This window comes from Pseudomonas bharatica (genome assembly GCF_048586865.1).
GTDB lineage: Bacteria > Pseudomonadota > Gammaproteobacteria > Pseudomonadales > Pseudomonadaceae > Aquipseudomonas > Aquipseudomonas bharatica.
On record NZ_JBMAWR010000005.1, the window covers coordinates 58,569 to 78,029 of the forward strand.

The following is a 19,461-nucleotide window of genomic DNA, read 5'->3' on the forward strand; positions in this document are numbered from 1 at the left end:
TTACTGGCCCTGGCGGTAGACGCTGATGCGACCGATGGAGATATCGGCCGCCGGGGTCAGGTCGGTGCTGGCGAACAGGCTGATGTGCAGATGATCCAGGTTCAGGTCACCTTGTACATTCAGACGGTTAACGATGTCGGTAATGTCGAGGACCGCTGTCAGGCCGGCCCCGGCGTGACTTTCATCCTTCTGGCTGGCTACCCGTACGCCGAACAATCCGATGTCGCCTGCGTAGAGTTCGGGATGGGCCTCCGGCGACGCACCATCCGGCAGGTTGACGTAGAGCGAGAGGATCACGGCGTTGAGCTTGCCGCGAATATTCTCCACGTTCAGGTAGACCCGCTCCTCTGGTAACGGCGCCGCGTTGCCGGCCGTCAGCAGCCCGCGCGCGGCAAGTTTCTGCGCGACCTTGGCGATACCGGGCTTGTCCAGGCGTACAGGGCTTTCGAAACGACTGCCGAGCAGCTTGATCGGCTGGGCATTGGCGCCGAGCAGTTCGGTGACTTTGGTATCGGCCACTGCCGTTGCCTCCACCTTCGCGGTGGCGAGGTTCGCCTGGGGTGGTGTTGGAAGGTCCTGGTAGGTATAGCCCAGGTCTTGCAGGCTGAGCATCTGCGAGACGATGTAGGTGTAGGTGCTGCCGTCCGGTGCCGGCATGATGAACGGGCGGCCACCCGAAGGAGGACCCTCGACCCAGGCCGGATCATCGACCGGGTTCTTGTGGGCCGGATTGCGATCGAGCCAGACCTGCCAGAGGCGGTCGATGTTGGCATGGTGGAGCCAGAATACGGGATCCAGGCCGGCCATTTGCGGGTCAGACATCAGGCCTTCGAACGGGTCTTTCTCGCCGGGCCTGTTGATGTGGCCACCTACAGCGATGTGCACTGGGTTATGCGGGTTGTTTTCCAGGCCGCCTTGTACGTCGCCGTCGAAATGGAAGACGGTTTCCGGGCCACCGAAGCCAGGCGTACCGCCCGTGGCGCCGCCGGTGAACAGGGCGATGTCCAGGGACTTGAGGTTGATTTTCAGCGGGTTGATAACCACGCGCCCGTCGATCGTGTTGCCAAAGCGCAGTTTCGGCAGGGCCAGCGGGTTGTTGGTGCCGTCGGGCAACTTGGCTTCGTAGAAGATGTGCGGCAGGGTGACACTGTGCAACCGGGTGCCGATCTCGTTGTAGTTCCAGTAGGGCAGTGCCCAGTCCGATGGGCCATTGAGCTTGATGATCGTCTCGCGCACGATGTTTTCGAACGCCAGCAGGTAGCCACGGTGCCAGGGCAGGAAGTACCAGCTCTGGTGCTGGCATTGGTTCCAGAACAGATCCTGGTCCTTCTGCGTGGGCAGGGGCGTTTCTTCGTCGATCTGCCAGTGGCTGATCCACAGGTCTTTCTTGAAACCATGGATAGCGCCGAGGAATTGCCAACTGGTGTTGTCGGTGATCGGTCGCTTCTGCAATTCCTGTACGGCCTTGGCGTACCACAACATGGTGTCGTTCCAGCCGTCTCCCAGATCCCACAGATCCTTACGCACATACGTCATGTTCACGCTCTCCATATTCCATGTGAGGGGATGTTCCATACGGGCCTGCTCACGATAGGCCTGTGGCATCAAAGTGCCATATCCGCGCGTCGGGATGTTGAAGGAAATATACGTGCACCAACCAAACGAAAAGGGGCCGATGCTTGCGCATCGGCCCCTTGAGAACTGCCGTGTAATCAGTGCTCGGCAACGGCCTTTCGTCGCGGCGCCGTTGCGGCATGCTCATCCTCGGCCACCATCGGGATTTCCTTGCCGTCGGCATCGAACAGCTTGCCGTCCTTGAAGTAGTCGCCGTCACGCAGGGCGGAGATGTCGGAATAGACCACGGTGCGCTCATAACCGGCTGCGAACACCGATTGCTGGTCGGAGTTGCCGATCTTGAAGTGGTTGAACAGCAGGTTCAGGGAAATCGCCATGATCGCCGCCGAGCTGATGCCCGAGTGGAAGATGGTCTCGAACCAGTTGGGGAAGTGATCGTAGAAGTTCGGTGCCGCGATCGGGATCATGCCGAAGCCCAGGGAGGCGGCGACGATGATCAGGTTCATGTTGTTCTTGTATTCCACCTTGGACAGGGTGCGGATCCCGCTCGCCGCCACGGTGCCGAACAGCACGATGCCCGCGCCGCCCAGCACCGAGGTCGGTACTGCGGCAATCACCCGGCCCATGATCGGCAGCAGGCCGAGGATCACCAGGATCACGCCACCGGTGGCCACCACGTAGCGGCTTTTCACGCCGGTGACCGCGACCAGGCCGACGTTCTGGGCGAAGGCGCTCTGGGTGAAGGAGCCGAAGATCGGTGCCAGGATGCTCGACGCCATGTCGGCGCGCAGGCCGTCGCCGAGGCGGCGCGAGTCGACCTTGGTGTCGATGATTTCACCGACGGCGAGGATGTCGGCCGAGGTTTCCACCAGGGTCACGATGATCACGATGCACATCGACAGGATCGCGGCGATGTGGAAGGTCGGCATGCCGAAGTGGAACGGCGACGGCATCGCCACCAGCGGGCCGTCCAGCACCTTGCTGAAGTCGGCCATGCCCAGCGACCAGGCGATCAGGGTGCCGATGATCATGGCCAGCAGGATCGACAGGCGCGAGATCGAGGCGCTGCCGAGCTTACTCAGGGCCAGCACGAAGGTGAAGGTCAGGGCGGCCAGGCCGATGTTCTCCATGCTGCCGAATTCCGGCGACTTGCTGTTGCCGCCCATCACCCAGCGCGCCGCGACCGGCATCAGGGTCAGGCCGATGGTGGTGATGACGATGCCGGTCACCAGCGGGGGGAAGTATTTGGTAATGCGCGAGAAGATCGGGGTGATCAGGAAACCGAGGAACGATGCGGCCATCACCGCCCCGAGCACGCCTGGCAAGCCGCCGCCGCCTTCGGTGGAGAGGATCGCGCCCATGGTCGCCACACCGGCGAACGACACGCCCTGCACCAGCGGCAACTGGCAACCGAAGAACGGAAGGCCGAGGGTTTGCAGCAGGGTCGCCAGGCCGCCGGCGAACAGCGATGCAGCGATCAGCAGGCCAATCTCGGCAGGGCCGAGGCCGGCAGCCTGGCCAAGAATCAGCGGCACCGCAACGATACCGCCATACATCGTCAGAACGTGTTGCAGACCATAAGCGACGTTGGCACCCAGGCCGAGGTTTTCATCTTCCGGACGAGGCGCAGTGGAAGACGTGCTTGGTGAGGACGTATTCATGGGAGCAGGATCTCGGTATTTATTGTTGTGCCGCTACTGTAGACATCTGTTGCCAAACATTGCCAGAGAAATTGTATACAATTTATCGATTGGCTCATGAACAGTAAGGCCATTGATTTGGCCAAATAGCGGTTGCAGTAATCGTTCCAAAAAGGCGAGACGCTGTACCACGGTGTAGGAAAAAACCGTGTACAGCGCTAAATAAGCTGTCTGGTTGGACAGGAAATGCAGGCGGGGCGAAAAGGTTAGGGCGCTAAAAGATCTTGATCTTCGATCAATTGATGGAATTCGCGCTCCAGTTCGGTGCGGTCTGCCAGGTTAAGCTCCACAAGGCGGCGCAGGTGCTCCATCGAAGCCAGGTCGATGTGCAGGCAGATGAAGCCCAGTTGGGTTTTCTCTACATGGCGCAATTGCACCTGCATCAGCACCTTCGCATCGGGACTGAGGGTGACCTCGGCGTCGAACAACTGTTCGCCATCGGCATCCCAACTGGACGGGACCTCCACCAGCAGCCCCTTGAGGGAGATGTCGACCAGCGCGGCCTTCCAGCGCCGGGCGCCCTGGATCAATTCGGTAGGGGCATCGAAGGCAATGCGTTTGAAGCGTCGACGATCGTTCTGCTCGCTCATGCTCGGCCCTCCGGGTGGGTTCGACAACTATAGTCCAGCCCTTGCCAGCACCGCCCAAGGGGCGCAATCTTCGATAGTGGCGAAGGGCTTCAGAGGCTCTAGACCAACGTGGGGGCTGGCCTTTCCGGCCAGTGTCGCTAGACTCGAAACGCTACCTTTAATCAATTTGCTGGAAGCGAACCATGAACAACAATAATAGCCTGGCCCGCCATATCCCCTGGCTGGTGCTGGCAGTACTAGGGGCCTGTGCGCTCGGGGTGGTTGCCCTGCGGCGTGGCGAAGCCATCAATGCCTTGTGGATTGTCGTCGCCTCGGTGGCGATCTACCTGGTCGCGTACCGTTACTACAGCCTGTTCATCGCCACCAAGGTGATGCAGCTGGACCCTCGCCGGGCCACTCCGGCGGTGCTCAACAACGATGGCCTGGATTATGTCCCGACCAACAAGCACATCCTCTTCGGTCACCACTTCGCGGCCATCGCCGGCGCGGGGCCGCTGGTCGGGCCGGTGCTTGCCGCACAGATGGGCTACCTGCCCGGTACCTTGTGGCTGATCGCCGGCGTCGTGCTGGCCGGTGCGGTGCAGGACTTCATGATCCTGTTCCTCTCCACCCGCCGCAACGGTCGCTCCCTGGGCGACATGGTGCGCGAGGAGATGGGCCGGATCCCGGGGACCATCGCCCTGTTCGGCTGCTTCCTGATCATGATCATCATCCTCGCCGTGCTGGCGCTGATCGTGGTGAAAGCACTGGCTGAAAGCCCGTGGGGCATGTTCACCGTGATCGCGACCATCCCGATCGCGATGTTCATGGGCATCTACATGCGCTACATCCGCCCGGGCCGCATCGGTGAAATCTCCATCATCGGCGTGGTCCTGCTGCTGCTGTCCATCTGGCTGGGGGGCCAGGTTGCCGCGGATCCGGTATGGGGCCCTGCATTCACCTTCACCGGCGTGCAGATCACCTGGATGCTGGTGGGCTATGGCTTCGTCGCCGCCGTACTGCCGGTATGGCTGGTGCTGGCACCGCGTGACTACCTCTCCACCTTCCTCAAGATCGGCACTATCGTCGGCCTGGCCATCGGTATCCTGATCATCGCGCCCGAGCTGAAAATGCCGGCGCTGACCCAGTTCACCGACGGTACCGGCCCGGTCTGGAAGGGCACCCTGTTCCCGTTCCTGTTCATCACCATCGCCTGTGGCGCGGTGTCCGGCTTCCATGCGCTGATCTCCTCGGGGACCACGCCGAAGCTGCTGGATAACGAAGTCAACGCCCGCTACATCGGCTACGGCGGCATGCTGATGGAGTCGTTCGTTGCCATCATGGCCATGGTCGCCGCCTCGGTGATCGAGCCGGGTGTCTACTTCGCCATGAACAGCCCGGCCGCCGTGGTCGGTGCCGACGTCGTGTCGGTGGCGCAGACGGTCAGCAGTTGGGGCTTCACCATCACCCCCGAGCAACTTGAAGCCACCGCCCGCGACATCGGCGAGCACACCATCCTGGCCCGTGCCGGTGGTGCGCCGACCCTCGCAGTGGGTATCGCGCAGATCCTCCACCAGGTATTGCCGGGTGAAAACACCATGGCCTTCTGGTACCACTTCGCGATCCTCTTCGAGGCGCTGTTCATCCTCACCGCGGTGGACGCCGGTACCCGTGCCGGTCGCTTCATGTTGCAGGACCTGCTGGGCAGCTTCGTCCCGGCGCTGAAGCGCACCGAGTCCTGGGGCGCCAACCTGCTCGCGACTGCCGGCTGCGTAGCGCTCTGGGGTTACCTGCTGTACCAGGGCGTGATCGATCCGCTGGGAGGCATCAACACCCTGTGGCCGCTGTTCGGCATCTCCAACCAGATGCTCGCCGGCATCGCCCTGATGCTCGGCACCGTGGTGCTGATCAAGATGAAGCGCCAGCAGTACATCTGGGTCACCCTGGTGCCTGCGGTGTGGCTGCTGATCTGCACCACCACGGCGGGCCTGATCAAGCTGTTCGACCCGAACCCGGCGGTCGGCTTCCTGGCCCTGGCCAAGAAATACAGCACCGCGCTGGACGCTGGCCAGGTCCTGGCTCCGGCCAAGGACATCGGGCAGATGCAGCACGTGATCTTCAACGCCTACACCAACGCAACCCTGACCGTGCTGTTCCTGGTGGTGGTCTTCAGCATCCTGTTCTTCGCCCTCAAGGTCGGCTACGCCGCCCTCGGCAAGAAGGAGCGCAGCGACAAGGAAACCCCGTTCCAGGCCCAGCCGGAAGCTTGATAGAGGAATGCAGTGATGTTCAACGACCTGGGTCGACTGGGTAAGTACCTGGGGCAGGCAGCCCGCCTGATGGTCGGCATGCCCGACTACGACAACTACGTCGAGCACATGCAGAAGAAGCACCCGGACCAGCCGGTGATGAGCTACGAGGCGTTCTTCCGCGAACGCCAGGAAGCCCGTTACGGCGGCAAGGGTGGGCCGAAGTGCTGTTGAGCTTCGGCCGCTAGCGACAAACCTGTGGGAGCCCGGGGCACCGGGCTCCCACAGTCATTTTCAGCGTCAGGAGAATTCGTGTGCATTCCCCCATTCCCGTAACCGTGCTCATCGGTTTCCTCGGTGCCGGCAAGACCACCCTGCTGCGCCATATCCTCAAGGCCGAGCACGGCCTGAAGATCGCCGTCATCGAAAACGAATTCAGCGATGCCGGCATCGACACCCAACTGCTTGGCGACGCGCCGGTCGAGGTCATGACCCTGGCCAACGGCTGCGTCTGCTGCAGCATCCACACCGACCTGACCAAGGCCCTGTTCCTGCTGCTGGAGCGTCTGGACAGCGGTGAGATCGCCTTCGACCGCCTGGTGATCGAATGCACCGGCCTGGCCGACCCGGCGCCGGTGGCGCAGACCTTCTTCATCGATGAGGAACTGCGTGATCGCTACATCCTCGATGGCATCATCACCCTGGTGGACGCGGCCCATGCCGACCTGCACCTGACCCAGGCCATCGCCCAGGCCCAGGTCGGGTTCGCCGACCGCCTGCTGCTGAGCAAGACCGACCTGGTGGACGACGCCACGGTCGAGGCGCTGACGGCGCGGCTCGGCCGGATCAACCGTCGCGCGCCGGTGCGGGTGGTGGACAACGGGCAGATCGACCTGGCCGAATTGCTGGATGTGCGGGGCTTCAATCTCAATGCCGACCTCGGTGGCGGCATGAGCCTGCGGCCGGTGCTGGCGACCACCACCCCGGACCGGATTTCCAGCCTGGTGCTGCGCACTGAAACGCCGCTGGATATCGACCGGCTCAGCGAGTTCATGAACGAACTGCTGGAGGAGCATGGCAAGCAGCTGCTGCGCTACAAGGGCGTGCTGAATATCGCCGGGGAGGATCGGCGCCTGGTGTTCCAGGGCGTGCTGAAGCTGTATGGCTTCGACTGGGACACCGAGTGGGCCGAGGGCGAAACGAGGGAAAGCGTGATGGTGTTCATCGCCGATCAGTTGCCGGAAGAGAAGATCCGGGCGGGGTTCGAGGCGTTGAGTCGCTGATCCAGAGAACACCGCGGCCCCTGTGGGAGTACGCCCAGCCTTTCAGGCTGCGCTGTCGCGCAGAGAACAGTTCCAAAGCACGACGCGTACCCTGTGGGAGCGGGTTCACCCGCGATTGCTATGGTGAATTCACTACTGCAATCGCGGGTGAACCCGCTCCCACAGTGGTCGGTGGCGATCTTGCAGCCACAAAAAAACCGATGCCGGTCACCCGGCATCGGTTTTTTCAGTACAGCCCTGAATCAGTTGCCGTAGACAGGCAGCTTCTTGCAGATGGCCTTGACCTTCTCGCGAACGGCGTCGATCACCGCTTCGTTGTTCAGGTCAGCCAGGATGTCGCAGATCCAGCCAGCCAGTTCCTTGCACTCGGCTTCCTTGAAGCCGCGAGTGGTGACGGCTGGAGTACCGAAGCGCAGGCCCGAAGTGACGAACGGGGAGCGCGGGTCGTTAGGCACGGAGTTCTTGTTGACGGTGATGTAGGCGCGGCCCAGGGCAGCGTCGGCATCTTTGCCGGAGATCTCCTGCTTGATCAGCGAGAGCAGGAACAGGTGGTTCTGGGTGCCGCCGGAAACGACGTCGAAACCACGCTCGATGAACACGCTGGCCATGGCCTGGGCGTTTTTCACTACCTGCTGCTGGTAGGCCTTGAACTCAGGCTGCAGCGCTTCCTTGAAGCAGATGGCCTTGGCCGCGATCACGTGCTCCAGCGGGCCGCCCTGGGCGCCCGGGAAGACTGCGGAGTTCAGCTTTTTCTCGATGTCGGCGTTGGCACGGGCCAGGATCAGGCCGCCACGCGGACCACGCAGGGTCTTGTGGGTGGTGGTGGTGACGACGTCGGCGAACGGAACCGGGTTCGGGTAGACGCCTGCGGCGACCAGGCCGGCCACGTGGGCCATGTCGACGAACAGGTAGGCACCCACTTTGTCGGCGATGGCGCGGAAGCGGGCGAAGTCCAGGACCTGCGAGTAGGCCGAGAAACCGGCAACGATCATTTTCGGCTTGTGCTCGACCGCCAGGCGCTCGACTTCGTCGTAGTCGATCAGGCCGTTACCGTCGATGCCGTACTGGATGGCGTTGTACAGCTTGCCCGACGAGCTTACCGACGCACCGTGGGTCAGGTGGCCACCGTGGGCCAGGCTCATGCCGAGGATGGTGTCGCCAGCAGACAGCAGGGCCAGGTAGACCGCGGCGTTGGCCTGGGAACCGGCGTGCGGCTGGACGTTGGCGTAGTCGGCACCGAACAGTTCCTTGGCACGATCGATGGCCAGTTGCTCGACCACGTCGACGTACTCGCAACCACCGTAGTAGCGCTTGCCCGGGTAGCCTTCGGCGTACTTGTTGGTCAGGACCGAGCCCTGGGCCTCCATCACGGCCGGGCTGGTGTAGTTTTCCGAAGCGATCAGCTCGATGTGCTCTTCCTGGCGCTGGGCTTCCTGCTGCATGGCTTCGAAGAGCTCGGCGTCGTACTTGGCAATGGTCAAATCACGGCTGAACATGGCGGTCCTCAAGGATCGGGCTGAAATAGGCCGGCATTCTACCCCATAGACTTTTGTCTGGCATATGAAAGGGCGTCATCTGGCGGACAAATGGGATTCAAGCAGGGGAAAACCGGCTGCTATTCCAGCATGAACAGGGTTTCGTTGCTGAATTGCGCCTCGAACTGGTGGGCCGGCATCGGCCGGCCGAACAGATAGCCCTGGACTTCGTCGCAGCCATGTTCGCGGAGGAATTCCAGCTGTTCATGGGTTTCCACGCCCTCGGCGATCACTGCCAGGTTGAGGCTGTGGGCCATGGCGATGATCGCCCGGGCGATCTGCGCGTCCTGCTCGCCCTCGGGAAGGCCGTCGACGAAGGTGCGGTCGATCTTCAGCACGTCGATGGGGAACTGCTTGAGGTAGTTGAGCGACGAATAGCCGGTACCGAAATCGTCGACGGCGATGCTCAGGCCGAGGTTCTTCAGGCTGTCGAGGATCTGCATGGCCTCGTGGACTTCACGCATCAGGATGCTTTCGGTCAGTTCCAGCTCCAGGCACGCGGGCGGCAGGCCGGTGTCCTTGAGGATGGCGGCGATGCGGTTGCCCAGCTGGCCGTCGGAGAACTGCCGCGCCGAGATGTTCACCGAGACCTTCGGCACCCGCACCCTGGCCTGGTGCCAGGCCTTGAGCTGGCGCGAGGCTTCGGCGATGACCCAGTCGCCTACATCCACCACCAGGCCCAGTTCCTCCATCACCGGGATGAAATCCCCCGGCGGCACCAGCCCGCGCTGTGGATGCCGCCAGCGCAGCAGGGCCTCGGCTCCGGTCAGGCGCTTGCCGTCGCCGCTGAACTGCGGTTGGTAATAGAGGATGAATTCGTTCTGCTCCAGGGCATGGCGCAGGTCGCTTTCCAGCTCCAGGCGCTCCAGGGCGCTGGCGTTCATGTCGGCCTGGTAGAACTGGAAGTTGTTCTTGCCGCGTTCCTTGGCGTGGTACATCGCGGTGTCGGCGTTCTTCATCAACTGGCTCAGCTCGCTGCCGTCCTGCGGGCTGAGGGCGATGCCGATACTGGCGGTGACGAAGAACTCGCGGTTCTCCAGGACGAACGGCCGCACCAGGCTGGTGAGGATCTGCTCGGCCACATGCACGGCGCGGTGCAGCGCCATTTCCCGGGTCGCCCGCGGCTGCAGGAGCAGGGTGAACTCGTCGCCACCCATGCGCGCCACCGTGTCGTCGTCATCGACGCAATCGAGCAGGCGCTCGGCCATGTCCTTGAGCATGCGGTCGCCGGCGGCATGGCCGAGGGAGTCGTTGATCGGCTTGAAGCGGTCGAGGTCGAGGAACATCAGCACCACCCACGACTTGTGCCGCTCGGCCTGCTGCAGCGCGGTGTACAGGCGGTCCTGGAACAGCGTGCGGTTGGGCAGGTGGGTGAGGGCGTCGTAGTAGGCCAGGCGATGGATGCGCTGTTCGCTGGCCTTGCGCTCGCTGATATCGGTGAAGAAGCACACGTAGCTGGCCAGGTCGCCTTCGTCGTCGAGCACCGCGGTGATGCCGACCCACGCCGGGTAGTGCTCGCCATTGCGTCGCTTGAGCCAGATCTCACCTTCCCAGGTGCCGTGCTGGTGCAGTTGCTTGAGGATGTAGCGCAGGGTCGAGTCCTGCTGGCCGTCGACCGTGAGCATGCTCGGCACCTGGTCGAGCACGTCGCGCACGGCATAGCCACTGACCCGGCTGAAGGCTTCGTTGGCCTGGACGATGTAGCCGGCCGGATCGGTGATCAGGATCGCCGACGTGGAATGCTCGAAGACCGTCGCGGCCATGCGCAGGTCTTTTTCCGCACGGCGCTGCTGGCTGATATCGCGACCGACGCCGAGGATCCCGCCGAACTGGTCATGTTCGTCCCAGACCAGCACCAGGCGCAGTTCGATAGGGATCTTGCGGCCATCGGCGCGCAGGCAGTCGAAGAGGAACAACTGGGTCGGCACCTGGGTACGCAGCGCGGCCAGTTGCGCGGCATCGCCGAGCGCGCGGTTGACCCGCTCGACCAGGGTATACAGCCCGGCCAGTTGTGCCGGGTTGGCGATGGTCGACTGCCAGCCGTTGCTGAAAATCCACTCGACGTCGTAGCCCAGCACCGATTGCACCGAAGGACTGACGTAGTTGAGCTGGAGGCGGTCGTCGGTGGAGAAGATTACGTCGCTGATGCTTTCAGCGAGCATGCGATAGCGCTGTTCGCTATCGCGCAGGGATTCGCTGGCCTCCAACTGGTCGGTGACGTCCTTGGCCACGCCGATGATCCGCGTGACGTTGCCGGCGGCATCCCGGGTCAGCACCTGTTCGCGGATGTCGTAGCGGCGCCAGCGCTGGTCGTGATGGCGGAAGCGCAACTGGCAATGCAGTTGCTCGACATAGCCGCTTTCCCGCTGCTGGCGGCGCAGGTCGCGGTACAGCTCGGCGTCCTCCGGATGCAGCAGGATCTCCCAGAAGAATTCGCCCATGCGCGCCAGCTCGTGGCGCTCGTAGCCGAGGGTCTGGCCAAGATGGCGGTTGCTGAAGATCATCCGCAGGCTTTGCACGTCCTGGACGTAGAGCTGGTCCGGCACGGTGCGGACCACGTCGGACCAGAAACTCTCGCGCTCCAGCAGCGACAGTTCGACACGCTTGCGGCTGGTGATATCGCTGATGCTGAGGATCACCGCCCGATAATCGCGGCGTTGCTCGGGGAAGCGCACCATCAGCCACAGGTGCTGGTCCAGGCCATGCGCGGTCGGCAAGCGCACTTCCAGTTCCAGGCGCGCCTGGCGGTCCAGCACCGCCGCTACCAGTTGCACGCCGACGCCGCCGTTTTCCAGGGCATTGCCGGCGATCAGGTGCCGCCAGGTGCCTTCGCAGCAATCGACACCCAGCAGTTGCAGGGCAACCTGGTTGACTTCCGTCACCTTCAGCTCGCGCAGCAATTGCTCGCGCAAGGTCGGGTCGGCGTCCAGGCGTTGTTCCAGTTCCAGGCGGCTGCGCAGGCGCAGGCGGTCGAGGATCGGGTCCAGGCCCGACAGGTCCAGCACGCACAGGGCGACGCCGGTGCTTTCGAAGATGTCCTGGTAGCGGCGGCGCCCGGCCTGGAGCATCTGGTTGCGCCGGCGCATGTTGAACAGTGCCAGCACGGGCAGCAGCGCGCAGAGCAGGCCGAGCAGGGCCTTGCCGACCAGCGCCGGGAGCAGTTCACCGCGGGTGCGCTCGGCATCGTGGAAGCCGCGCAGTTGCCAGTCGCTGTTATCGACGAAGGCCAGCATTACGCTTTGCAGCGGTGCGGTTTCGGTCGTCGGCGACGTCGCCTGTTGGCGTTGCAGGTGCTGGTGGATGATCCCGGCGGTCTGGCCGTTTTCCAGTTGCCACTGGAGATGGTCGGCGGGCTCCAGGCGTTCGGCCAGTTGCTGGTACCAGGCCGGTTCGAAGCGCAGCAGCCAGTAGCCAGCACCGTCGCGCTGGCGCAGCAACAGATAGACCCGCTCGTTGCCGGGCGCATTGCTGAAGTGATGATCCTGCTCGTGGTTCAGGCGCAGCAGTTCGGTCATGGCCGCCTGGTCCGGCGACGGGCCAAGGCTGTCGCGCAGGATCCGCCCGTCGCCATCGAGCCAGGCCAGGCTGGCGAGGGCGGGCTGGCGCTGGTGCAGGCGGGCGTACAGCCCCGCCAGGACGTTGGCATCTGGTGCAGTGGCACCGACCGGCAGCAGGTTGCGTGTGCGTTCGGCTTCCAGGGCCAGGCTCAGGTTGAGGCGATCGGCAATCTCGGCGCTGGCATCGATGCTGTGCTGGCGGCGTTCGGTGACGGTGCGGCGGTATTGATCGAAGGTTTGCCACAGCAGCAGGGCCAGCAACAGCAAGGCCAGGGTGGCCAGGGCACCCTTGAGCGAGCCGCGCAGGGGCTGACCCGACGCAACGGCGGCTTTGCGCAAGGAAGGCGGCTGATTGAGGTCGGTCAAACGGTGTTCCTGCGGTATGGCTGGCTGGTCGTCGCAGCGCGCACTATAAGCCGGACGCCCGAAGGGCGGCTAGCATGCCCTGACTTGTGGCAAAGTGCCAGTCCTGTTCATCGGGCCGGCACCTGCCCGGCTGTGCTGCCCCTGCCCGGCGGCGTCCAGTTGGGGTAACCTTGGCGGTTCCGATTATCCGTTACCGAGGGTGAGGCCGCTGCCCGTGCCCGCCGTGAGCCTGCCCTGACAGAACACGGCGCTCCACCCCGATACCCGGTTTTTGTCCAGCCCTGTCCCGTGGACGGGGCTTTTCCAACGATTCGAGCGAGGTCCGCATTTTGGCTCAATACGTTTACACCATGCACCGGCTGAGCAAGGTTGTTCCGCCCAAGCGTGAAATTCTCAAGAACATCTCCCTGTCGTTCTTCCCTGGCGCCAAGATCGGCGTCCTGGGCCTGAACGGCTCGGGCAAATCCACCTTGCTGAAGATCATGGCCGGCGTCGATACCGAGTTCGACGGCGAAGCCCGCCCGATGCCGGAGCTGAACGTCGGCTACCTGCCGCAGGAGCCGCAGCTGGATCCCTCCAAGACCGTGCGCGAAGTGGTCGAGGAAGCGGTCAGCGTGATCAAGGACGCCCAGGCCCGCCTGGACGAGGTCTACGCGGCCTACGCCGAGCCGGATGCCGATTTCGACAAGCTGGCCGCCGAACAGGCCAAGCTGGAGGCCATCCTGCAGGCCAGCGACGGCCACAACCTGGAGCGCCAGCTGGAAGTCGCCGCCGACGCCCTGCGCCTGCCGGCCTGGGAGGCCAAGGTGGAACACCTGTCGGGCGGTGAGAAGCGCCGCGTCGCCCTGTGCCGCCTGCTACTGTCCGCGCCGGACATGCTGCTCCTCGACGAACCGACCAACCACCTGGACGCCGATTCCGTCGCCTGGCTGGAACACTTCCTCCACGACTTCCCGGGCACCGTGGTGGCGATCACCCACGACCGTTACTTCCTGGACAACGTCGCGGGCTGGATCCTCGAACTCGACCGCGGCGCCGGTATTCCTTACGAGGGCAACTACTCCGGCTGGCTGGAAGCCAAGTCCGAGCGTCTGGCCCAGGAATCCAAGCAGCAGTCGGCCCATGAAAAGGCCATGAAGGAAGAGCTGGAGTGGGTGCGCAAAGGCGCCAAGGCTCGCCAGTCCAAGTCCAAGGCCCGTCTGGCACGCTTCGAGGAAATGCAGTCGCAGGAATTCCAGAAGCGCAGCGAAACCAACGAGATCTACATCCCGGCCGGTCCGCGCCTGGGCGACAAGGTCATCGAATTCAAGAACGTGACCAAGGGCTACGGCGACCGCGTACTGATCGACAACCTGTCGTTCGTCATGCCAAAAGGCGCGATCGTCGGCGTTATCGGCGGTAACGGCGCGGGTAAATCGACCCTGTTCCGCATGCTGATGGGCAAGGAACAACCGGACTCCGGCAGCATCGAGATCGGCGAAACCGTGCAACTGGCCTGCGTCGACCAGAGCCGCGAGGACCTGGACGGCAACAAGACCGTGTTCCAGCAGATCTCCGACGGTTCCGACCAGATCCGTATCGGCAACTACGAGATTCCGTCGCGCACCTACGTCGGTCGCTTCAACTTCAAGGGCGGCGACCAGCAGAAGTTCGTCAAGGACCTGTCCGGTGGTGAGCGTGGCCGTCTGCACCTGGCCCTGACCCTGAAAGAGGGCGCCAACGTCCTGCTGCTCGACGAACCGTCCAACGACCTGGACGTGGAAACCCTGCGTTCGCTGGAGGAAGCCCTGCTGGACTTCCCGGGCGCCGCCATCGTGATTTCCCACGATCGCTGGTTCCTGGACCGTGTCGCGACCCACATCCTGGCTTACGAGGATGATTCGCAGGCGGTGTTCTTCGAGGGTAACTACACCGAGTACGAAGCCGATCGCAAGAAGCGCCTGGGCGAGGCTGCTGCCCAGCCGCACCGGGTACGGCACAAGAAGCTGGCCTGATAAGGCTGGTCGATTGATGCACAGGAATGGGGCCCTTAGTGGCCCCATTTTTGTGCCTTAGGTTCAGATCGATGATGGCCCATCGCTGGCAAGCCAGCTCCCACAGGCATGGTGCGTGCAGTCCCTGTGGGAGCTGGCTTGCCAGCGATGAGGCCCCTTGAATTCTGTATACATTTACAGAAATGCACCAAAAAAATTCATAAAAACGACATTTCGCCCTGTTCCAGTGCGATTGCTTCTTGGTAAAGTCCCGAAAAAACCAAAAAGTCCAACTCCCTCGGTGAGATGTCTACTCATGACTGAATCTGTCGATCACTTCCTGGCACGGCTGAAACAACGCGACCCTGCCCAACCCGAATTCCACCAGGCTGTCGAAGAAGTCCTGCGCAGCCTCTGGCCGTTCCTCGAAGCCAACCCGCACTACCTCGAAGCCGGCATCCTCGAGCGCATGGTCGAGCCGGAGCGCGCCATTCTGTTCCGGGTGTCGTGGGTCGATGATGCAGGCAAGGTCCAGGTCAACCGGGGTTATCGCATCCAGATGAGCAGCGCCATCGGCCCGTACAAGGGCGGGCTGCGCTTCCACCCGTCGGTGAACATCGGCGTGCTGAAGTTCCTGGCGTTCGAGCAAGTGTTCAAGAACTCCCTCACCTCCCTGCCCATGGGCGGCGGCAAGGGTGGTTCGGACTTCGATCCGAAGGGCAAGAGCGACGCGGAAGTCATGCGTTTCTGCCAGGCCTTTATGAGCGAGCTGTATCGCCACATCGGCGCCGACCTGGACGTTCCGGCCGGTGACATCGGTGTCGGCGCGCGCGAGATCGGCTTCATGTTCGGCCAGTACAAGCGCCTGGCCAACCAGTTCACGTCGGTACTGACCGGCAAGGGCATGACCTACGGCGGTAGCCTGATCCGTCCAGAGGCCACCGGCTACGGCTGCGTGTACTTCGCCGAGGAAATGCTCAAGCGCGAGGACAAGCGCATCGATGGCCGTCGCGTGGCCATTTCGGGCTCTGGCAACGTTGCCCAGTACGCGGCGCGCAAGGTCATGGACCTGGGCGGCAAGGTGATCTCGCTGTCGGACTCCGAAGGCACCCTGTTCGCCGAGGCCGGCCTCACCGACGCCCAGTGGGATGCGCTGATGGAGCTCAAGAACGTCAAGCGCGGTCGCCTGAGCGAACTGGCCGGCCAGTTCGGCCTGGAATTCCGCGCCGGCCAGCGCCCCTGGAACCTGCCGTGCGATATCGCCCTGCCATGTGCGACCCAGAACGAGCTGGACCTGGACGATGCCCGCGCCCTGCTGGCCAACGGCTGCATCTGCGTGGCCGAAGGCGCCAACATGCCGACCACCCTGGAAGCGGTCGACCTGTTCATCGAAGCGGGAATCCTGTTCGCCCCGGGCAAGGCGTCCAACGCCGGTGGCGTTGCGGTCAGCGGCCTGGAAATGTCGCAGAACGCCATGCGCCTGCTGTGGACCGCCGGTGAAGTGGACAGCAAGCTGCACAACATCATGCAATCGATCCACCACGCCTGCGTTCACTATGGCGAGGAAAACGGCCGCATCAACTACGTCAAGGGCGCCAACATCGCCGGCTTCGTGAAAGTCGCCGATGCCATGCTGGCCCAGGGCGTGGTCTAGGATTCAGGCTCCGGCTCGATGGTGACGACTTCGATCAACTGATCGCCCGCCGGTCGCCGCCACACCACCTCGTCACCGGGCGCCGCTCCGAGCAGCGCCCGGCCCAGCGGGGAACCCCAGTTGACCAGGCCGGCAGCGATGTCGGCCTGGTCTTCCCCCACCAGTTGCACCTTGTGTTCGCGATCCTGCTCATCGACGTAGGTCACGCGGCTGCCGATCTGTACCTTTTCCCTTGAAGTCGCCGTGGGCACCACCTGGGCGCTCTGTTGCCGTGCGCTGAAGTAGCGCAGGTCGCGCTCGGTATCGGCCAGGCGTTGCTTGTCGCCCCGTTCGCCCTGGGCCAGCAGTTCGCTGCGCAGGCGATTGAGCTGCGCGACGCGCTCCTGCAGAAGCGCAAGGCCGCGGGCGGTCACGTAGTTGGGCTGCTCGCTGATGCTGCGCTCGACCGGCTGGCTGGCCTGGTTGGCAGCTTGGTCTTCGTTGACGAATGCTCGGCTCATGAAGGTCTCCTTTGCCAGAAGACCATGCTGACAGGCCCGGGGTTGCAGTGGATGTCCGATTACGACCTGTTCAGCGCCGATAGGCCCTGGCGGCGTCGCGGTCCTTTTCCTGCTGCCAGCGCTCCTCGCGTTCGTCCCAATGGCGGTCGTAGTAGCGTTGCTGGTCCTGGCTCTGGCGCATCGCCTGGCATTGGCGGAAGCCGTCGTCCCAGCCGGTTTCGTACTGGCGTTCGTGGAGGTAACGTGGCACGTTCTTGCGAAACGCCCCCGCCATCACCCCGGCGGCCTGCTGGCCGCTGCCGCAGCCGTCCTGGAAACCGTCGGCGTAGGCCGGTGGATACCCCTGGTCAAGCAACTGCTGGTGGGTCGACTGACAACCGGCCAACAGCAACAACACAACAAAACAGTACCGCCGCATCGCAACACTCTCCGCATGATGGGGAAAGTCTAGGTGGGGGAATGTCAGTGTGGTGTCAAAAGGCCGTGAAACTCTCGCAGAGCTGGTGGCAGCACCGCGTACCCTGTGGGAGCGGGTTCACCCGCGATTACTATGGTGAATTCACTACTGCAATCGCGGGTGAACCCGCTCCCACAGGGTACGCGGCGCGGCATCAGTAGTTGTACCACTTCAATTCCAGCATCACCTCGTTCTGCGCCGTCGCCAGCTGGCTGAACTCGCGCTTGGCGCTCAACCTTAACCCGAGGCTGTCACTCAGCTCCCATTGCTGGTTAAGGCTGAGGCTGCGCCGCACCTCGCCATTGGTGAAGTAATCGCCCTTGGCCTCGACGCTCAGGTTGCCCAGCCCGTTGCGCCACAGCACACCGGTGTTGAACCCGGCCGCCGGGGCGATGAACTGGGCGAAGTCGTTGTGGTGCTCGACGCGCACCGTGCCGAGGGCAAAGCCGAGCATGTCGTCACCGAGTTTCCAGGTGCCGCCCGCGCCGCCATTGACGTGGCTGACCAGCACCTCGTCGTCATGCTTGCCCGGTACCCGTTCCAGCCCGCCGGAAACCTGCCACGACCAAGGCTTCAACAGGTCGTTGCGCGGCGTCAGCGAGCGAATGGTCGCCAGGTCCAGGCGCTGCACCTGCCAGTCATTGCCTTCGTACTGGCGCAGCTTGAGCTGGAGGATCTCGATCTGCGCACCAAGGGGGAACCCGTAGGCATTGTCATTGAGGTCGTGATAGGCCATGCGCAGGCCGTACTCGGCGAATACACGATCTTCCCGGGTGCCGACCCCGAGCTGCCAGGTGCGCGACTCATGGCCGTCTTCGGGCAGGCCCGGGCGCTCGATCTCCAGCGGCGGCGGTGGATTGCGATTGATCGCCCGCAGCAGCTCGAAGCTGCGCCTGGCCTGCTCCGCATCGCGCTCCTGGCCAGTGGCGCGATACCGTTCCAGGCGGTAGGCAGCATCCTGCACCAAGGCCTGGCGGGGCTGGGGCAGGGCAGTGAATTCGGGGCTTTGCAGCTTGCCGGTATCGGCAGCCACCGCCAGCACCTGTTGCTGTTCGGCCTTGTCCAGTGGCTCGGCACGGGCCAGCAGTTCGCGTTCCCGCGATGGTCGGTAGTCCACGCGTTCCACCAGGCCGGCCTTCTTCACCGCCTTCACGGTATCGGTGGGAATCGCCGTGAGCGGGAAGTGCGAGGTCAGGTCCAGGCTCGGGCGGGCGACCTGAAGCAGTTCCAGCAGACGGTAGGAGCAGTTCTCGTCGAAGAAGAAATAGTCGAAGCGGATCTGCTTGAGTTCCCAGATATGCTCGACCATGCGCCCGGTTTCCTCGGGCGTGAGGTTCAGCCGGTATTCCCACAGGTCGCGGTTTTCCAGGCTGCGGTACTCGGACAGCTTTTCCTGGTAGGGAACGAAGGCGAACAGGCCGGGATAACCGCCCATCAGGCCCTTCCAGGCGTAAAGAATGCTGTTGTCGTTGCCTTCGATATAGGCCCCGAAGTTGACCGCATAACTGAGCAGGGCGGTCTCGTTGCTTTGCACGTCGGCCTGGTCGATGCGCAGCAGCGTGTGGCCGAACATGGACGACGGGCTGTTCAGGTAGGCGGCGGGGAAGATCAGCACGGCGCTATGGGGCGACACGTCCTGGAACCAGCGTTTGTACTCGGCGCAATCAGGGCTGGGCAAATCGGTCAGTTGCAATTGTTCGCGCAGCCAGCGGGTCCGTGCCGGGTACACGCACTGGGCATGCTGGTCGCCCTTGCTGGCCGGGGCGTAGAGCGCCTCGAGCGTGGCGGCGAGCTCGCGATCCGGGTGATGGGCACCGTCCTGGGCGAGGAAGAAGCGGTCGTCATCGACGTAGCTGCGCCAGCCGCCCAGCTTGCCCGTTTCATAGTGCCCCAGGGCGATCCAGTAAGGATCGGCGGCCAGGGCCTGGAGGCGCGATTCGTCCATGGAAGGTGCCGCGTGCAACGGTGCACAGGCACAGAGCGCCAGATAGGCGAGGCGTTTGAGCATGTCGGGCGACTACTTCTCGAATGAAGCCGATGGGA

13 protein-coding genes are annotated in these 19,461 nt (G+C 63.4%); 5 read left to right on the top strand and 8 right to left on the bottom strand.

What is annotated here, in order from left to right:
• From ACKLLE_RS08285 to ACKLLE_RS08295, 3 genes are all read right to left on the bottom strand, one after another.
• Positions 1–1,536 (bottom strand): tyrosinase family protein, encoded by a 1,536-nt coding sequence (locus ACKLLE_RS08285; protein WP_064303556.1) that lies wholly within the window; start codon positions 1,534–1,536, stop codon positions 1–3.
• A 176-nt stretch (positions 1,537–1,712) separates the two neighbouring features.
• Positions 1,713–3,236, bottom strand: coding sequence for a nucleobase:cation symporter-2 family protein (locus tag ACKLLE_RS08290; RefSeq protein WP_037060104.1), 1,524 nt, complete (start codon positions 3,234–3,236; stop codon positions 1,713–1,715).
• A 245-nt stretch (positions 3,237–3,481) separates the two neighbouring features.
• Positions 3,482–3,865, bottom strand: coding sequence for a PilZ domain-containing protein (locus ACKLLE_RS08295; RefSeq protein ID WP_420057577.1), 384 nt, complete (start codon positions 3,863–3,865; stop codon positions 3,482–3,484).
• A gap of 182 nt (positions 3,866–4,047) precedes the next feature.
• Here ACKLLE_RS08295 and ACKLLE_RS08300 point away from each other — a divergent pair, with 182 nt between their 5' ends.
• The 3 genes from ACKLLE_RS08300 (at position 4,048) to yjiA (ending at position 7,376) form a co-directional block, all read left to right on the top strand.
• Positions 4,048–6,114 (top strand): carbon starvation CstA family protein, encoded by a 2,067-nt coding sequence (locus tag ACKLLE_RS08300; protein WP_009398968.1) that lies wholly within the window; start codon positions 4,048–4,050, stop codon positions 6,112–6,114.
• A 15-nt stretch (positions 6,115–6,129) separates the two neighbouring features.
• A complete protein-coding gene (locus ACKLLE_RS08305) occupies positions 6,130–6,327 on the top strand; it encodes a YbdD/YjiX family protein (RefSeq protein ID WP_064303554.1) in 198 nt (65 codons plus the stop codon).
• A gap of 80 nt (positions 6,328–6,407) precedes the next feature.
• Positions 6,408–7,376, top strand: a complete 969-nt coding sequence (gene yjiA, locus ACKLLE_RS08310; RefSeq protein ID WP_420057578.1) for a GTPase — start codon at positions 6,408–6,410, stop codon at positions 7,374–7,376.
• A gap of 242 nt (positions 7,377–7,618) precedes the next feature.
• Here yjiA and glyA read toward each other — a convergent pair whose 3' ends face one another.
• Together glyA and ACKLLE_RS08320 are read right to left on the bottom strand one after the other, a co-directional pair.
• Positions 7,619–8,872, bottom strand: a complete 1,254-nt coding sequence (gene glyA / locus ACKLLE_RS08315; RefSeq protein WP_009398971.1) for a serine hydroxymethyltransferase — start codon at positions 8,870–8,872, stop codon at positions 7,619–7,621.
• 119 nt (positions 8,873–8,991) lie between these two features.
• Entirely contained in the window at positions 8,992–12,834 is a 3,843-nt protein-coding gene (locus ACKLLE_RS08320) for a sensor domain-containing protein (RefSeq protein ID WP_420057580.1), read from the bottom strand.
• A gap of 329 nt (positions 12,835–13,163) precedes the next feature.
• Here ACKLLE_RS08320 and ettA point away from each other — a divergent pair, with 329 nt between their 5' ends.
• Together ettA and gdhA are read left to right on the top strand one after the other, a co-directional pair.
• Complete coding sequence (gene ettA / locus ACKLLE_RS08325; protein WP_009398974.1) at positions 13,164–14,828, top strand: energy-dependent translational throttle protein EttA; 1,665 nt, start codon at positions 13,164–13,166, stop codon at positions 14,826–14,828.
• Positions 14,829–15,123: 295 nt separating this feature from the next.
• A complete protein-coding gene (gene gdhA, locus ACKLLE_RS08330; protein WP_064304850.1) occupies positions 15,124–16,461 on the top strand; it encodes an NADP-specific glutamate dehydrogenase in 1,338 nt (445 codons plus the stop codon).
• Here the strand turns inward: gdhA and ACKLLE_RS08335 are convergent.
• From ACKLLE_RS08335 to ACKLLE_RS08345, 3 genes are all read right to left on the bottom strand, one after another.
• Positions 16,458–16,961, bottom strand: coding sequence for a GreA/GreB family elongation factor (locus ACKLLE_RS08335; RefSeq protein ID WP_064304849.1), 504 nt, complete (start codon positions 16,959–16,961; stop codon positions 16,458–16,460). The two genes, gdhA and ACKLLE_RS08335, sit on opposite strands and share 4 nt — an antisense overlap.
• A 70-nt stretch (positions 16,962–17,031) precedes the next feature.
• On the bottom strand, positions 17,032–17,379 hold the full coding sequence (locus tag ACKLLE_RS08340) for a hypothetical protein (protein WP_420057581.1): 348 nt from the start codon (positions 17,377–17,379) through the stop codon (positions 17,032–17,034).
• A 193-nt stretch (positions 17,380–17,572) separates the two neighbouring features.
• On the bottom strand, positions 17,573–19,426 hold the full coding sequence (locus ACKLLE_RS08345; protein WP_420057583.1) for an Lnb N-terminal periplasmic domain-containing protein: 1,854 nt from the start codon (positions 19,424–19,426) through the stop codon (positions 17,573–17,575).
• Positions 19,427–19,461 lie beyond the last annotated feature (35 nt).

What these genes read in the sequence shown, in the direction of transcription:
- ACKLLE_RS08285 (WP_064303556.1), bottom strand. Translation starts at nt 1,536, where the DNA reads ATGACGTATGTGCGTAAGGATCTGTGGGATCTGGGAGACGGCTGGAAC.
- ACKLLE_RS08290 (WP_037060104.1), bottom strand. Translation starts at nt 3,236, where the DNA reads ATGAATACGTCCTCACCAAGCACGTCTTCCACTGCGCCTCGTCCGGAA.
- ACKLLE_RS08295 (WP_420057577.1), bottom strand. Translation starts at nt 3,865, where the DNA reads ATGAGCGAGCAGAACGATCGTCGACGCTTCAAACGCATTGCCTTCGAT.
- ACKLLE_RS08300 (WP_009398968.1), top strand. Translation starts at nt 4,048, where the DNA reads ATGAACAACAATAATAGCCTGGCCCGCCATATCCCCTGGCTGGTGCTG.
- ACKLLE_RS08305 (WP_064303554.1), top strand. Translation starts at nt 6,130, where the DNA reads ATGTTCAACGACCTGGGTCGACTGGGTAAGTACCTGGGGCAGGCAGCC.
- glyA (WP_009398971.1), bottom strand. Translation starts at nt 8,872, where the DNA reads ATGTTCAGCCGTGATTTGACCATTGCCAAGTACGACGCCGAGCTCTTC.
- gdhA (WP_064304850.1), top strand. Translation starts at nt 15,124, where the DNA reads ATGACTGAATCTGTCGATCACTTCCTGGCACGGCTGAAACAACGCGAC.
- ACKLLE_RS08335 (WP_064304849.1), bottom strand. Translation starts at nt 16,961, where the DNA reads ATGAGCCGAGCATTCGTCAACGAAGACCAAGCTGCCAACCAGGCCAGC.
- ACKLLE_RS08340 (WP_420057581.1), bottom strand. Translation starts at nt 17,379, where the DNA reads ATGCGGCGGTACTGTTTTGTTGTGTTGTTGCTGTTGGCCGGTTGTCAG.
- ACKLLE_RS08345 (WP_420057583.1), bottom strand. Translation starts at nt 19,426, where the DNA reads ATGCTCAAACGCCTCGCCTATCTGGCGCTCTGTGCCTGTGCACCGTTG.